General features: G+C 63.0%; 19 protein-coding genes. All 19 read left to right on the top strand.

The features are described 5' to 3' along the window. The first annotated feature begins 300 nt into the window (after positions 1-300). The 19 genes from WFR25_RS10320 to yaaA all read left to right on the top strand — a co-directional run bounded on the left by WFR25_RS10320 (position 301) and on the right by yaaA (position 13,581). Complete coding sequence (locus tag WFR25_RS10320) at positions 301-1,428, top strand: EscU/YscU/HrcU family type III secretion system export apparatus switch protein (protein WP_336970716.1); 1,128 nt, start codon at positions 301-303, stop codon at positions 1,426-1,428. After that, positions 1,425-1,727: a flagellar biosynthetic protein FliO gene (fliO, locus tag WFR25_RS10315; protein WP_336970714.1), complete on the top strand. Its 303-nt coding sequence runs from the start codon at positions 1,425-1,427 to the stop codon at positions 1,725-1,727. Before WFR25_RS10320 ends, fliO begins: the two co-directional genes overlap by 4 nt. Continuing rightward, the gene (locus tag WFR25_RS10310) at positions 1,724-2,392 is read left to right on the top strand and encodes a hypothetical protein (RefSeq protein WP_336970712.1); all 669 of its coding nucleotides are present in this window, start codon (positions 1,724-1,726) and stop codon (positions 2,390-2,392) included. Before fliO ends, WFR25_RS10310 begins: the two co-directional genes overlap by 4 nt. Positions 2,393-2,413: 21 nt before the next feature. Beyond that, positions 2,414-2,704, top strand: coding sequence for a FliM/FliN family flagellar motor C-terminal domain-containing protein (locus WFR25_RS10305; RefSeq protein ID WP_336970711.1), 291 nt, complete (start codon positions 2,414-2,416; stop codon positions 2,702-2,704). Further along, entirely contained in the window at positions 2,705-3,355 is a 651-nt protein-coding gene (gene sctR / locus WFR25_RS10300; protein WP_336970710.1) for a type III secretion system export apparatus subunit SctR, read from the top strand. It abuts the gene before it with no gap. A 9-nt stretch (positions 3,356-3,364) separates the two neighbouring features. Continuing rightward, a complete protein-coding gene (gene sctS / locus WFR25_RS10295) occupies positions 3,365-3,634 on the top strand; it encodes a type III secretion system export apparatus subunit SctS (protein WP_336970708.1) in 270 nt (89 codons plus the stop codon). After that, complete coding sequence (sctT, locus tag WFR25_RS10290; protein WP_336970707.1) at positions 3,631-4,419, top strand: type III secretion system export apparatus subunit SctT; 789 nt, start codon at positions 3,631-3,633, stop codon at positions 4,417-4,419. Before sctS ends, sctT begins: the two co-directional genes overlap by 4 nt. Then, on the top strand, positions 4,416-4,772 hold the full coding sequence (locus tag WFR25_RS10285) for a helix-turn-helix domain-containing protein (protein ID WP_336970705.1): 357 nt from the start codon (positions 4,416-4,418) through the stop codon (positions 4,770-4,772). Before sctT ends, WFR25_RS10285 begins: the two co-directional genes overlap by 4 nt. Positions 4,773-4,926: 154 nt before the next feature. Continuing rightward, entirely contained in the window at positions 4,927-5,559 is a 633-nt protein-coding gene (locus tag WFR25_RS10280; protein ID WP_336970704.1) for a hypothetical protein, read from the top strand. A 95-nt stretch (positions 5,560-5,654) separates the two neighbouring features. Beyond that, positions 5,655-5,960, top strand: a complete 306-nt coding sequence (locus tag WFR25_RS10275; RefSeq protein ID WP_336970702.1) for a hypothetical protein — start codon at positions 5,655-5,657, stop codon at positions 5,958-5,960. Positions 5,961-6,062: 102 nt separating this feature from the next. Beyond that, the gene (locus WFR25_RS10270; protein WP_336970700.1) at positions 6,063-6,644 is read left to right on the top strand and encodes a DUF1521 domain-containing protein; all 582 of its coding nucleotides are present in this window, start codon (positions 6,063-6,065) and stop codon (positions 6,642-6,644) included. Continuing rightward, positions 6,641-7,309 (top strand): DUF6683 family protein, encoded by a 669-nt coding sequence (locus WFR25_RS10265; protein WP_336970699.1) that lies wholly within the window; start codon positions 6,641-6,643, stop codon positions 7,307-7,309. The genes WFR25_RS10270 and WFR25_RS10265 overlap by 4 nt, the downstream gene beginning before the upstream one ends. Before the next feature lie 120 nt (positions 7,310-7,429). Then, positions 7,430-7,885, top strand: a complete 456-nt coding sequence (locus WFR25_RS10260) for a hypothetical protein (RefSeq protein WP_336970697.1) — start codon at positions 7,430-7,432, stop codon at positions 7,883-7,885. Positions 7,886-7,917: 32 nt separating this feature from the next. Then, the gene (locus tag WFR25_RS10255) at positions 7,918-8,826 is read left to right on the top strand and encodes a DUF1521 domain-containing protein (protein ID WP_336970695.1); all 909 of its coding nucleotides are present in this window, start codon (positions 7,918-7,920) and stop codon (positions 8,824-8,826) included. A 65-nt stretch (positions 8,827-8,891) separates the two neighbouring features. Beyond that, positions 8,892-10,262 carry a DNA/RNA non-specific endonuclease gene (locus WFR25_RS10250; protein ID WP_336970693.1) on the top strand — a complete coding sequence of 457 codons (1,371 nt, stop codon included), beginning with the start codon at positions 8,892-8,894 and terminating at the stop codon, positions 10,260-10,262. Next, the gene (locus WFR25_RS10245) at positions 10,259-10,567 is read left to right on the top strand and encodes an immunity protein YezG family protein (protein WP_336970691.1); all 309 of its coding nucleotides are present in this window, start codon (positions 10,259-10,261) and stop codon (positions 10,565-10,567) included. The genes WFR25_RS10250 and WFR25_RS10245 overlap by 4 nt, the downstream gene beginning before the upstream one ends. 242 nt (positions 10,568-10,809) lie before the next feature. After that, positions 10,810-12,249, top strand: coding sequence for a hypothetical protein (locus WFR25_RS10240; RefSeq protein ID WP_336970689.1), 1,440 nt, complete (start codon positions 10,810-10,812; stop codon positions 12,247-12,249). A gap of 40 nt (positions 12,250-12,289) precedes the next feature. Next, positions 12,290-12,688, top strand: coding sequence for a hypothetical protein (locus WFR25_RS10235; RefSeq protein WP_336970688.1), 399 nt, complete (start codon positions 12,290-12,292; stop codon positions 12,686-12,688). A 140-nt stretch (positions 12,689-12,828) separates the two neighbouring features. Further along, on the top strand, positions 12,829-13,581 hold the full coding sequence (gene yaaA / locus WFR25_RS10230; protein ID WP_336970687.1) for a peroxide stress protein YaaA: 753 nt from the start codon (positions 12,829-12,831) through the stop codon (positions 13,579-13,581). Positions 13,582-13,710: the final 129 nt, after the last annotated feature.

The following is a 13,710-nucleotide window of genomic DNA, read 5'->3' as shown; positions in this document are numbered from 1 at the left end:
CTGTGCAAAAACCGACACTGACGGAAATAATTGCAATTTTATGACATAAAATACTGTATTAATGACATTTTTTTAACTTTTTTATTAAAAACTGTGCCGGGAACGTAATATCCTTGCAAACCACTCGGCTGGCCCGAAAGCCGTTCACAGGGGTTGACGGACCGTCCCCCGAGGTCAATTTTTACTCGCGTCCACACACCCAGTATTTGCCGTAGATAATCTTTACTCAAAAACCCCGTTCGGGGCGGTGCGGCTGATGCGGTTGCCTGAACAGGCAGCCCCGGCGTGGTGGAGCAGGACATGGCCGAAAAGAACAGCGGCGGCGACAAGACGGAAAAGCCGACCCGAAAGCGGTTGCGCGACGCGCGCCAAAAGGGCGATGTCGCCAGATCGAAGGATGTAGCGCCCGCGCTGGGCATGATCCTGTGGGTTATATTGCTGACCTTCGCCACCGGCTTTGCGGGCAGCAGCATCCTCACGCTGATGACCGACAGTCTGACGCTGGCGACCACAACGCCTTTCGCCCATGCCGCGCCACAACTGGGCTGGGCCGCCTTGTCGGCATTGCTGGCCATCTGCCTGCTGGTACTGGGTCCGGCTGCACTGGCGGGCGTGGCAACGGAATTCCTCCAGATCGGCGTCATCGTGACGACGCACAAGATGAAACCCTCGCTCGACAAGCTCAATCCGATGGACGGCCTCAAACGAATGTTCAGCCTCGACAATCTGGTCGAGCTGCTGAAAACCATCATCAAGGCGGTGTTGGTGATCGCGATCGCCATCTTCATCCTCTGGGCCTCGGCCGATGATTTCGCCAGCATTGTGCAGGCCGCCGCCTGGTCGCCCATGACCGGCAATGGCCCGCAGGTGGCGGGCGCCGTCCTGGGGCTGACCCGATCGCTGACGCTCCAGATGTTCGGATGGACCTGCGGCGTCTTCCTGCTGGTCGCGATCGCCGACCGGGCGTGGGTGCAGCATGGCTTCATCAAGAAGCTGCGCATGAGCCGCCGCGACATCAAACAGGAGCATAAGGATAATGAGGGCGACCCGATGATGCGGGCGCAGCGGCGGCAGATGCATGAGGAATGGGCGAACCAGAACGCGATCGGCGCGGCAGGCAAAGCCAATGTGCTGCTGGTCAATCCCACCCATCTGGCGATCGCGCTCGATTTCGATCCCGACGATTGCCCGGTGCCGATGGTCGCGGCCAAGGGCGAAGGGCCGCTCGCCGCCGCGATGCGCGCGGAGGCGGAACGCGAGGGCGTACCCATCGTCCGCAATATCGGTCTGGCGCGCAATTTGTGGGTCAATGGCGAGGTTAACGGGCCAATCCCGCGCGACATGTTCGACGCCATCGCTGAAATCATCCTGTGGGCACGCCGGTCGCGCGATGGTCTGGAACCTGCGCAGCGGGAGGATATGCCATGAATATCGGCGCGTTCCTGGCCAGCCTGTTCGCGATCATCGTGGCGCTGGGCGTGGTGCTGGGCCTTGCCTGGCTGTCGCTGCGCCTCTTCCGGCAATGGCAGGACCGCACGCAGGGCGGCGAAGAGGGCGAGCGCCCTATCCGCTTCCTGCGCGCGCTGGCGGTCGGCCAGCGCGAGCGCGTCACCCTGATCGAAGTGCGGGGCGAGGTCATGCTGGTGGGCGTGACCAGCGGCGGCATCAGCCTGCTCGCCCGCTGGCCGCAGGGCGACACACCTCCGCCGGGGAGCCTGCATTCATGAATGCAACGCCCCTGCCCCATTTGCCGGTGATGAACCCGGACGAAGCTTTTATCCGTCAGGCTGTGGTGTCGGCGCTCACCGGGCGGCGTTGCGGCGACCGGGTGCTGGCAGCATCCCTTCCTCTTGTACCACCGATACAGGATATATGGTTCGCGTGCGAGGGCGGCGTGAGCCTTGCCATCGCGATGTTGGACGATGTGCCGCAGGTTTTCGCCGCCGGGGACGGACATGCCGCGGCGGCACTGCTCGACCGCGCCGATCCGCTGCTGGCGGAAGTCGAAGCGGCGTTGTCACTATCGTTCGACCCGCGCGACATTATGGATGGTGGCGTGCCGGGCGGGCTGATCGTGCAGGTCGATGCCTTCGCGGCCCCGGATGCAGCGGCACACGACCGGCTGCTGATCGCCCTGCCGCCCGACATCGCGATCCTGTCGTCGCCTGCGCCCGCCGCGTCCGAATTGCTGGGCAGCCTGCCCGTGCCCGTGCGGCTGTGCATCACTGGCCCCAGACTATCGCCGATCGACGCCGCGACCCTGTCGCCGGGCGACTTGCTGTTGCTGGGTCGAGGGTCGCTGACCGCCACATTGGGGCTGGACGGTGGTGACATGCTGCGCGGGCGCTTCGATCCGCAGGCCGTGTGTTTCCAGCCCGATCCGCGATCCTGATCCCCTTCCGGAGTGCCCGAAATGGACGATACCCCACCTTCCGAAGCCATGGCACAGCCCGGCCCGGCCGAACCGCCGCCCTTTGCCGATGGTAGTTTCGCCGTGCCGCTGACCCTGGAACTGGAGCGTACCCACATCCCCTTCGCCCGGTTGCAGGCGGTGCGCGAAGGTGCGGTGCTGCCGCTGGCCGACGAAAGCGGACGGCTGGCGGTGCGCGTGCTGGCGGGGGAGCGCCTGATCGCCACCGGATCGCTGGTCGCGATCGGCGAAGGCTATGGCGTGCTGATCGACACCATCCACAAGGAGGGCTGAATGGACCTGTCCGCCTTCACACCGGGGACGGCGCTAGTCACCGTCGTCCTGATCGCGCTTGCGCCCTTCATCGCGGTGATGGTGACATCCTTCACCAAGATCGTCGTGGTGCTCAGCCTGCTGCGCAATGCGCTCGGCCTGCAACAGGTGCCGCCCAATGTCGTGCTGAACGGGATCGCGCTGATCCTTTCGCTCTATGTCATGTATCCGACGGTGCAGCAGATGGCGGCCGCTTCGGGTGAGCGGGCAATTCCCACGCAGAGCAGCCAGATATTCTCCGCTGCCGACCGGGCGAAGGAGCCGTTGCGCGCTTTCCTCATCAAGCATAGCGACCCCAATGAGCGTGGCTTCTTTCTGCGCACGCAACAGCGCGTCGCCCAGCAGTCCAACACGCAGGCGGCCAGCGCCACCGACTTCATCGTCGTCATTCCCGCCTTCATCGTCAAGGAACTGACCAGCGCTTTCCAGATCGGCTTCCTGATCTTCCTGCCCTTTCTGGTCATCGACCTCGTCATCTCCAACATCCTGCTGGCGATGGGGATGATGATGCTGTCGCCCGTGACCATCTCCCTGCCCTTCAAGCTGTTGTTGTTCGTGATGGTCGATGGCTGGGTGAAGCTCTCCCACGGTTTGGTGCTGGGTTATGTCTGAGAACGCGGCATGAGCGACGACATGGTCCGCATGACCATCGACGCGCTGTGGCTGGTGCTGCTGCTGTCCGCGCCGCCGATCGTTGCGGCGTCCGCCGTTGGCCTGCTGGTCGCGCTGGTGCAGGCGGCGACGCAGCTTCAGGAACAGACGCTGCAATATACGCTGAAATTCTTCGCAATCGTCGCCACCATCTTCCTAACCGCCTCGCTGCTGGCGGGGACGCTGTATCGCTTCAGCGACCAGATATTCGTCGAATTTCCGGCGATGGCGCGCGGATGATGGATGCGGTGCCACTATGGATGGGGCAGTTGCTGCTGGTCGGCATTGCCTCTGCGCGCTTCGGCTTCGCCTTCATCATGATGCCGCTGTTTGCCAAGGAGACGATCCCGGCGACCGTGCGCAACAGCATCATCCTGACCTTCGGCGGGGTCGCTTTCGCCATGCAGCCCAATTTCATGGTGCGCGACATCGGCACCTTTGGCTGGGCGGCGATGCTGGCGCGCGAGGCAGGGATCGGCATCGTCATTGGCCTGTTCTTCGGCACGATATTATGGGCGATGGAGGCGGCGGGCGAGATCATAGACGCCAAGATCGGATCGACCATCGGCCAGATCCTCGATCCCAATGGTGGCACCATGACCTCGCTCAACGGCGCATTGCTGGAACGGCTGGCCCATGTGCTGTTCGTCGCTTCGGGGGGCCTGCTGCTGTTCGTCGCCACGGTGATGGAAAGCTTCGCCATCTGGCCCATCGCGCAGCAATGGCCCGGCCTGAGCCTGAAAACGCTGGCCCTGTTCGAGGGCGAATTCGGTCGGATGATGATGCTGGCGCTGGTCTTTGCCGCGCCGGTGCTGACGATGCTCTATGTCATCGACATGGGGCTGGGCCTGCTCAACCGCTTCGCCCAGCAACTGAATGTTTTTTCGCTGTCGCTCTCCATCAAGAGCTGGGCGGCGACCGCGCTGCTGCTGGTGCTGGTGCCGTTGCTTGCCCAGGCGGTGATCGCCGACCTCGCCACCCGCGCCGACGTGGTGCGCGCCATATCCGGGGCGCTGTCGCGATGAGCGAGCCGCCGATCGACCAGGATGAGGAAGCGCGCCTGCGCGAACTGATGCGGCTGCTGCGCAAGGCCGATGCACGCGCGGGGCAGGAAGATGTACTGGTGGGCGAATTCCACATTCCCCGATCGCGCATTCCCGAACGGCATCTGATGGGAGTCGGCACGCTGACGCGCACCGAGGTCGCGGTGATGCGCTTTCTTGGCTGGGGGCGCGCCAATGCCGACATCGCGACCCTGCTGGTCATCAGTGAGAATACGGTGCGCGTCCACCTCAACAATATGTGTCGCAAGCTGGAACTGGACGGCGTGCGCGAACTGAACGCGCTCGCAGGGCTGCTGTTTCACCCTTTGAGCTAGTCGGATCGCTTAGGCCCTTAGTCGGATCGGTGAGAGTAGGCGCGGAACCAATGGGTCATAACGATGGACGACGACGGCGGTTCGACCCGTTCGCGCCGCCGTCCCGTAGCCCCGCGGCACGGACCAGAATTGATACACAAACAGGAGAATTGAGATGTTCGGCATTGACAGCTTCAACCCGGTTTCCCTCCTCGCCACCTCGATGTTCGGCCCGATCGGCGGCGTCGTCGCCCAGCTCGCCCAGCAGGTTTTCTCCTCCTTCGGTCAGAATCTGATCCAGCAACTGGGCCAGAATCTGGGCCTGCCCCAGTCGACCATCGACATGGCGCAGGGCAGCTTCGCCGGTTCGATCGGCGACTTCCAGGGCGCGGCCCTGAACCTCAACGAATCGATCTCGGGCTTTGGTGAGGCCACTGGCGCCAGCCCCTCCGAAATCGGCTCGGCCCAGAGCGGCTTCCAGGACATCATGCAGGGCTTCATTGACCAGATGAGCCAGAGCGAAGAGTTCAAGCAGGCCAAGGCCACGGGTGGCAAGGGCGGATCGGCCGGCGCAAACAGCACCGGCGCACCGGGCTGGCTGATGGCGATGGCGCAGGCGCTGGGCGCCGAGCTGGATCGCCTGGGCGACGACATGCAGCAGCGCGCCGAATCGCTGACGGGCGACGATCCAAGCGGCAGCGCCGAATTCGGTGTCGTGTCGCAGCAGTTCAGCATGTTGATGAACGCCACCAACAACGCGATCAAGTCGGTCGGCGAAGCGATGGCCAACACCGCACGCAAGCAATAAGCTCAACTCGTCCCATAGATGGGACGGCTGGGAGGCCCGTTCATTGGAACGGGCCTCCTTTGCCGTTATGGAACAGGCACGAAAAGGAGAGTGGCATGAAAACCCTAGTCCTGACGATTCTCGCCCTTGTCAGCACCTCCATGCCGGTCATGGCACAGGATATCGCCCCCGCCATCGATCCGATCGAAAATGCACGCGGCCTTCATCAGCGCAGTATCATGGGCGCGCATGCCAAGCGCGCACGCCAGGGAGGCACGGCCACGGCGGGCAAGCCCCGTCCCGGCACCACTGCCTTCCAGCAGCAGGCCTGCGCCAACCGGCCGCAATATCGCAAGCAATATGGCGTGGATCATCCCCAGGTGCAGAAGCTGGAATCGCTCTGCGCACAGGCGGGATACTGACGCCAGCTAATCGGATCGACTAGGACGCTAGTCGGATAGGCGAGTGCAATCCCTGCCCTGCCATCGCATCCTGCCAGCCAATCAGCGACAGGAGAATGCGCGATGCTCTTTGGCGCCCTGACCAATAATGTTGCCGACGCCGTGCCGCTGCTGGGAGGGCCGCTGAATAGCCTGCCCTGGTATCTGCCACCCCATAGCCAGGCCAATCGCAGCGCGACAAGCTCCAGCCTGCAAATGGGCCCAGGCATTTTCGGCTCCTTCGGCGATGCGATCGACGGCGGCGTCGGCGCTTTCAGCCGGATTGCCCGCCATTATCAGGCTGTGGGCGGTATGCTCGCCGATCTCGAAGCAGCGCCTGTGCTGACGCTGAAGGCCGGCACCAGCGAGCAGACATCGAAACAATCCACCGTCGATCTGGGCGAGGAATATCGGCTGATCCTTGACACTGGAACCGGCGTCATCGCCGTGGAACAACTGGCCACCGGCACGCTGACTCCGATCTGGGGGCAGGATGCGGGCGGCAAAGGACCGGAACTACGGCAGGAAAGCTGGTTTGGCCTCGACAATGGTACGGCGCTGGCGATCGAGACGGCGCCCGCACCTGACCATGCCAATGGCTTCATCCCCGCCCGCATCGATATAAACCGCGATGGCCGGACCCTCTCGCTAAAGGCGGTCGGATGAGCCGGATGATGACGGTGCTGGTCGCAGCGGCCCTGACGGTCACGCCGGCAAGCGCGTTCACCGTTCCGCCACGCACGCCGCCCGGACTCGCCGCAGCCATCGACCGTGAAACCATGGGCGACGGCGAGCAGGCGGCCGCAGTGGATGCGTCCTATCGCCCTGACCCCGCCGTGCGCCGCAAACTGGCCGACATCATGTCGGAAGGGGCCGCCAAAACCGGTGCCAATGAGGCACAGGAGATGCGCCAGATCGTCCTGTCGGGCGAAGCGGTGCGGCAATATGAAAAGGTCGCGCCGGTGCTGGGCTATCGCGCCAATGATGCGATCGATGGCCTCGCCTTCTATCTGCTCGCCCAATGGGGCGTTGCCAACGATTATCGGCCCGACATCAGCCGGGCGCAGGCGGCAGGCGTCCGTCGACAGGCCGCCAATGCCTTCGCCAGCGTCGCCGATCAGGTCGGCACCGACGCCATGCGCCAGGAATTTGGCGAGATGCTGATGATCCAGGGGGCGATCATGGCGGGCACGCATGAAGCAGCGCTGCGCGCCGGGGATGAGGCCACGCTGGCGCGCTATGCCGATATGGCGCGTGAGGGCGGCAAGGCGCTGTTCACCGTCGATCCAACGACCCTCATCCTGACTGACGAAGGCTTCCGCCGTAAATAGCAGGCGCCCCGCTAGTCGATCCGACTAGCGCGATAGTCGGATCGCGGAGCGCCCCGCGCGGCCCGATATGCTCTTATCCTTGCAGACGCGGAAATGCCCGCACGGAGAAGAAGCAGACCAATGAGTATCGATCCCACCTTTGGCGCCAGTCCTGTCGGCGCGCTTGCCGGCGCAGGCCAGAGCGGCGGCGCAACGGGCAGCATCGCTGATGCCGTCCGCGCCCTTGCGGGCGATGTCGTGGGACAGGTCGCAGGCAATCTCGGTCTCATCGATCGCGCGCCGCTTGGTCAGGGCGATATCTATCACATCGCGCCGCTGGCCGATGGTATCGCGGTCAGCCTGGGCGACAGTTCTGCCGCCAGCATCGGTGCGCTGACCCGCGCGCTGGAGGATTTTGCCGGGGCGGTGGCGTCGGACATGGCGGCCTATGCCGACGGCAAGACGCTGGAGCTGGCTGACGCGGCCCTGCGCACCGAAACGCTTTCCCAGGCCGGCGATGTCGCCGGTGTCATTCAAGGGCTCGACCGGGCGATCGACGCCTTTGATTCCGCCCGCACTTCATCGCCGCCGGCATAGGGCCGCGCGTGCCGCTTTGGAAGGAACGTAGCATGACGACGATCAACAACACGTTCAATCTCAACTTCACAGTCAACAATTTCAATGCCGCGCCTGCCAATCAGGCGGCGGCGGGCATGACGCTCCAACTCGCAGCGGGCATCATGGCCAGCTATTTCCAGCCTATGATGGCCAGCGCCTTCGCCTCGGCACGGCTGCCCGGCCTGTTCAATTTCCAGGGCGGTTCGTTACTGCCATCCAGCACTTCGAGCCAGCCCAGCTTCGTGCCTGCAGCCGATGCCCAATGGTCGGCGTCGCTTCAGAATGAAAGTCAGGGTTCGATCGATCTGGGCGACGGCTATTCGCTGCAACTGGACGAGCGCAATTCCGAAATCACCATCTACAATGAGAATACAGGCGAAACGACGCAGATCTGGGGCGATCCCCACGTCAATATCGATGGCGAACATGCGTTCGATTTCTGGGGCACCACGACCTTCGAACTGGAAAACGGCACGAAAATCACGGTCGACACCGAGCAGTTTGCCAGTAATCCGAACGAATATGTCTCCAGCCAGTTGACGATCACCAAGGGCGATCAGGCGATCATCGTCGATGGCATCAGCCAGAACGAACTGGGCGACCTGTCGGTATCGATGTCAAACAACGGCCAGGCGATCGACGCCCTGACCCGCGACGGCTTCGTGCTCAATGAAAATGCGACCGGATCGGGTTGGCGTTCGGAGTTGACCGGTCAGGTCGCCACCCAGATCGATCTCGACTCGACCCGCGTCGGCGCGCTCTATGGTCCGGGCAGCACCATGCCCAGCCTTGGCGAAATCAGCCAGTCGCTCTCGGCCTTTCTACTCTTCGGTTTTGCCGACGCGCTGGCGGGCGGGCTGGACTTCGGCGGCACCGGCAGCACCAGCGCACGTTTTGCGGCGCAGCCCGAATTGATCTGATCGACCGGCGGGGCGGCGGTCCGCCGTCCCGCCCTTCATCGCAAACAGGTATCGAGGGTGTAAACATGGGTACGGAAGCTGCAGACAGCATTGGCCAGAGTTCGGCGAACGTCAGCTCGACCACGTCCACATCGACCGACGTCGCAACCGATTTGGTTACGCAACATCGTTCCGCTGGCACCCTCGATACAACCGCTCTGGCGGCTGATGTTCAGGCGCGCACGGCCAATGATCCCGATGCGCGCGCGGCCCTTGGCACATCGGTCGAAGCGCAGATGACGCCCGTGGAGCGCGGCCAGTTTGCCGCCGCGATGGATGCCGCCAACGACAATGCGCAAACATCGGGCACTTACAGCGCTACGGTGGAGGGGCAGACCTTCTCCGTCGGCCATCCCGACGCGCCGGCCGTGTCCGACTGGGCCGCACAGCCAGAAGGCCCTGGCTACAAGGAAGCGTGGGATGCCACCGCAACCCGGCTCGGCACCACCGATCCCGCCACGATTACGCAGGCGATCGAGGCCCAGCTCTATCCGGCCGACGCCACCATCACGCTGGATCCGATCACGGTGACGGCCGATACTGCGCCGCCAGAACAGCCCCAGCCTTCCGAGGAAGGCGTCGGCTCCTTCTTCGAGGGGCTGGTGAAGGGCGATTTCAGCAATAATGATAGCTGGTCGGCGACCGCCGGACAGGTGGTTGGCGGCTTCATTCCCTTCGTGGGTCAGGCCGCAGACGCCCGCGACACCGTGGCCGCAATTGACGGCGTGATCCAGGGCAAGGACGGCGCCTGGGGCAATCTGGGCCTCGCCGCCGTTGCCTGGGTACCCGGCATAGGCGACATTGCCAAAGGCGCGCTGCGCGGCGGCGAGAAAGCGCTGGATGCCGGAACCGATGTCGCGCAGCAGGCGACTCGCCATGCCGATGAGGTGGCCGATGTCGTGCGGCCGCGCATCGAGATGGATGGTGGCAGCAAAGGCGACTGGTCGCCTGAACTCAACGCCCGCAATCTCACACCCGATGCGGATTATGTCGTCAACGGCTATACCTATCGCACGGACGCGCAAGGACGCGTCGCCGATGTCGAGGGGCAGTTGAACCTGAATACTGCCGACCGCAACAGCTATCAGCAGGGTGTGTCGGGCCGTGAGGATCGCCTGCCCGACGATCAGGGCGGGCACCTGATCGCCTCGATCTTCAACGGGCCAGGTGATCGCGTGAACCTGGTGCCGATGAACGGCAATTTTAACATGGGTGCCTGGCGTGACCTGGAGCGCAGCTTCCAGGACGCTTTGCAGGATGGCAAGACGGTTGATGTGAAAATTGAGGTGAAATACGGCGCCGACGGGCAGCGGCCCGACAGTTTCCGTGTGAATTACACCATTGATGGAGTACCCAGAACCCGGATGTTCGACAATGTACCCGGAGGGACGAAGTGACCGATGCCGATCCACACCTGACCATTGCCCAGCATCTGGTTCAGGCAGCGCCGACAGGATGGCAGAAACTGTGGACCGAAGGGAAAGTGGGTGAAGGGTACAGCGATCTGCTGTTCGCCTATGCATCGGCGGAAAAAGACCGAAATTATTTCGTGCCTTCCTATGAGGATAATGAAGTTATCCATGCGGAACTGGTCAAACTGCGTGACCGGATGCAGCAGGAAGGCAAGGAAAAATGGTCGCATTTCACCTTCACGCTCCAACCTGATGGCAAGTTCAACCTGCATGTCGATTATGATGACTGAGTAACGCCATCATCCCCGCTCCTAGAACGGATTTCGATCTGATTGCATCAGATCGGCCGCTCAGGCTTTTGTTTTACCGCGATTTCTTAATCGTCAGATGATTGGCTGCACCGAACTGCGTTTCTATCTGACTGGAAATCGCTCTAATCATATCGATTAGCCCTCTAGTCGAAACGCGGAGCGATTTTTACGGACGGATGCGCGAAAGAAGGTGAAGCGCCGCAATCAAAGGAGAGCCCATCATGGCCGATCCCGTCGGAGATGCCGTCAATACGATCAATGAAAAGCTCGACACGTCGGGCTGGTTCAATACCGTCACCAATGACGAGACGCATGACATCGTCAACACGCTGACGAACCTGCCTGCGGACCAGGCCGATCAGGTGATCGACCGGCTGCAACAGGATGGCAAGCTGGACGGCGTCGCGCATGAGGTCATGGATGGTGACTGGTTCGGCAACGGCGGCCTTTCGGGCGATGAGCGGCGCGGTTTTCTGGCGGATATGGCGGGCAAACTCGACGGCCAGAGCCTGACGGCGCTCAGCGACAGCTTTTCCCGCGTCGACAATGGCGGCTTTGAACCGGTGAGCGAGTTGGGTTCGGCGGTTTCCACCCATGCCTCCCCCCAGACCAAGGTCGAGTATATCGGCGCGATGAAAGCGCAGGTGGATGACAGTTCGCAGACCGACATCGGCTTCGGCTACAGCGCCAACAGCTTTCAGGATGCGGAGGCAACAGCGGTCGGCGATGTTCTGGGTAGCCTGCGCGGCAGCTATGCCGAAGAGGGCTTCAACGCGATCGGCGACAAGCTGCCGGATGTACTGACGTCTTCCATCGACGGGCAGATGACGACCACCACCAGCTATGGCGGCGCATCCAACACCATGACCTGGAACGCCGACAGCTATGAGGCGATCATGGACGCCGCCGCCAGCACGGGCAATGCGGACCAGAAGGCGCAAATCTTCGACGCGGGCGTCGATACCATGCGCGAGGTTCGCGACACCGGCAATGTGATCGGTGGCCTGACCGTGGTCGGCAAGGACGACGCCATGCGCCAGATGACCGATGGCCTGACCAAGATCATCGACAGCGACACCAGCGGGGTGATGCGCGAACTAACCTTCAATCAGGGCACGATGGATGGCTCCAACTTTGCGGCCTATGCCAAGGAGATGCTGAACCAGGGTCGCGAAAGCGAATTGGGGACGCAGATGGGCCGATTGCAGGTCGGCAATGACGGCACCGAAAATCCGGTTGAGCGGCTGAACGCGGTCGAGACGGTGCCCGGCACCAATCAGGAACGGCGCGCCAATGCCGGGGCGCTGGGCTATTTCGTCGGCGGCACCTATGCCGCCACCGCCGCCAGATCCGCCGATGTGCAGGAACAGCGCGATACCGTGACCGCGATCCTCAAATCCGCGCTGACGGTCGTGGACAAGGGCGCGTCGCTCGGTGGGCCGGCCGCGCGCGGCGTTGCCGCCGGTGCGGCGGTCGCCAAGGAATGGATGCAAATCGCCGTCAAGGGCGCTATTGCGGACGAGGGCGCGGCGGCCGCAATACGGCTGGAACGAGCGGCGCTGCCGGTCAATGGGCAGACGGGAGAGCTGGGCGTGGGCGACAATGTGGCAAGCGCATTTGAGGATCGGCTGGCGTCGGTGAGCCGCACGGCGCAACCCTGACCCTATGCGCAGCGCGATCGGACGGATGGTTGTTGGCACGATGGCATTCCTGTCCGCTTGTAGTGGCGCGCCGGCAGTGATCGACCCGCCGCTCCCGCCCCAACTGGTGTCACATGATGAATTGCCGTTCGGCGATGCTGTCGCCGGTCAGGTAACGCGGGCGTCCAACGCGGCGCGCGACAGGCTTGAACCGCAATGGGGGCGCCTGCAGTCCCGCGTTTATACGCTTGCGCCCGCTGATGCCGCTACGATGCAGTCGGCCTTTGCCCAGACGATCCCGGCGGGATGGGAAAATGTTCCACAGCCCGACTTCCCGGCGCAATGGGGCGAAATCCGAAGCTATCGCGCAGGCAAGCGCTTCTTTGCGCTAATGCTGGTACGCGTTCGTTCAGGTGATGGAGACATACCGGTCGTTCGACTGAGCAACGCCGCTCCATAGGAATTCTCTCGATTATATTTGCGGCCAACACGGAAAAGAACGGCAAAGAATGGGCAGACCCCAAATTAAGCCGAGACGTGTATTGAGAGCGCGGAGCCTGCGGTTTGACGTAGGCGCCTGCCGCCGCTACCGCCGCCGCGATGATCGCCCTGCTATCCCCCGCCAAGACGCTCGACTTCCAACGCGCCTTGCCGTCGCTAGACATTTCGATGCCGCACTTTGGCGAGGAAGCACGCAGTCTCGCCCAATCGGCTGCGAACCTGACGCAGAAGCGGCTGGCGGAGTTGATGCATATCTCGCCGCGCCTCGCCAAGCTCAATGCGGAGCGCTTTCGTGACTTCGCCGATCTGCCCGAGCGACCGGCACTGTTCGCCTTTGCCGGCGATGTCTATACGGGCTTCGAAGCATATACGCTGGACGATGCGGGCGTCGCTTTCGCGCAAGACCATGTGCGGATGCTGTCGGGCCTGTACGGTCTGCTCCGACCACTCGACGCAATCCGGCCATACCGGCTGGAAATGGGCACGCGTTGGGCACCGCGCCATAAGCGCCTGACCGATTGGTGGGGCGACCGTATCGCGGAACTGCTGCGTACACAGCTTGCGGAAGAGGGATCGGGCGTAGTGCTCAATCTTGCCAGCCAGGAATATTTCGCGGCCGTCTCGGGCAAGTTGGCGGGCGTGCGGGTGATCGAGGTCGAGTTCCGCGAGCCCGGTCCGGACGGCCCGCGCTTCGTGAGCTTCAATGCCAAGCGCGCGCGTGGCATGATGGCGCGCTGGTTGTGCGAGCATCATGTCATGGATGTGGAGGCGATGCGTGGCTTCGACAGCGACGGATATCGCTTCGACGCGGACGAGAGCGAAACCGATCGCTGGCGCTTCACCCGCGCATGAGCGGTGCAGGCAAGCAGCGCTTCTGACAGGATCACCGGGTCGACCGATGTGGTGGTCCTTTCTGACGTGCAGTTCGCCAGCGTGCCCCGCTTCCCGGCCATCAAGATCAAAAATGTCGCCTGAACGCCT

The sequence above is a fragment of the Sphingobium aromaticiconvertens genome (assembly GCF_037154075.1).
GTDB lineage: Bacteria > Pseudomonadota > Alphaproteobacteria > Sphingomonadales > Sphingomonadaceae > Sphingobium > Sphingobium aromaticiconvertens.
The sequence above is the reverse complement of the archived record's forward strand: the minus strand, read 5'-3'. Positions and strand labels throughout refer to the sequence as shown.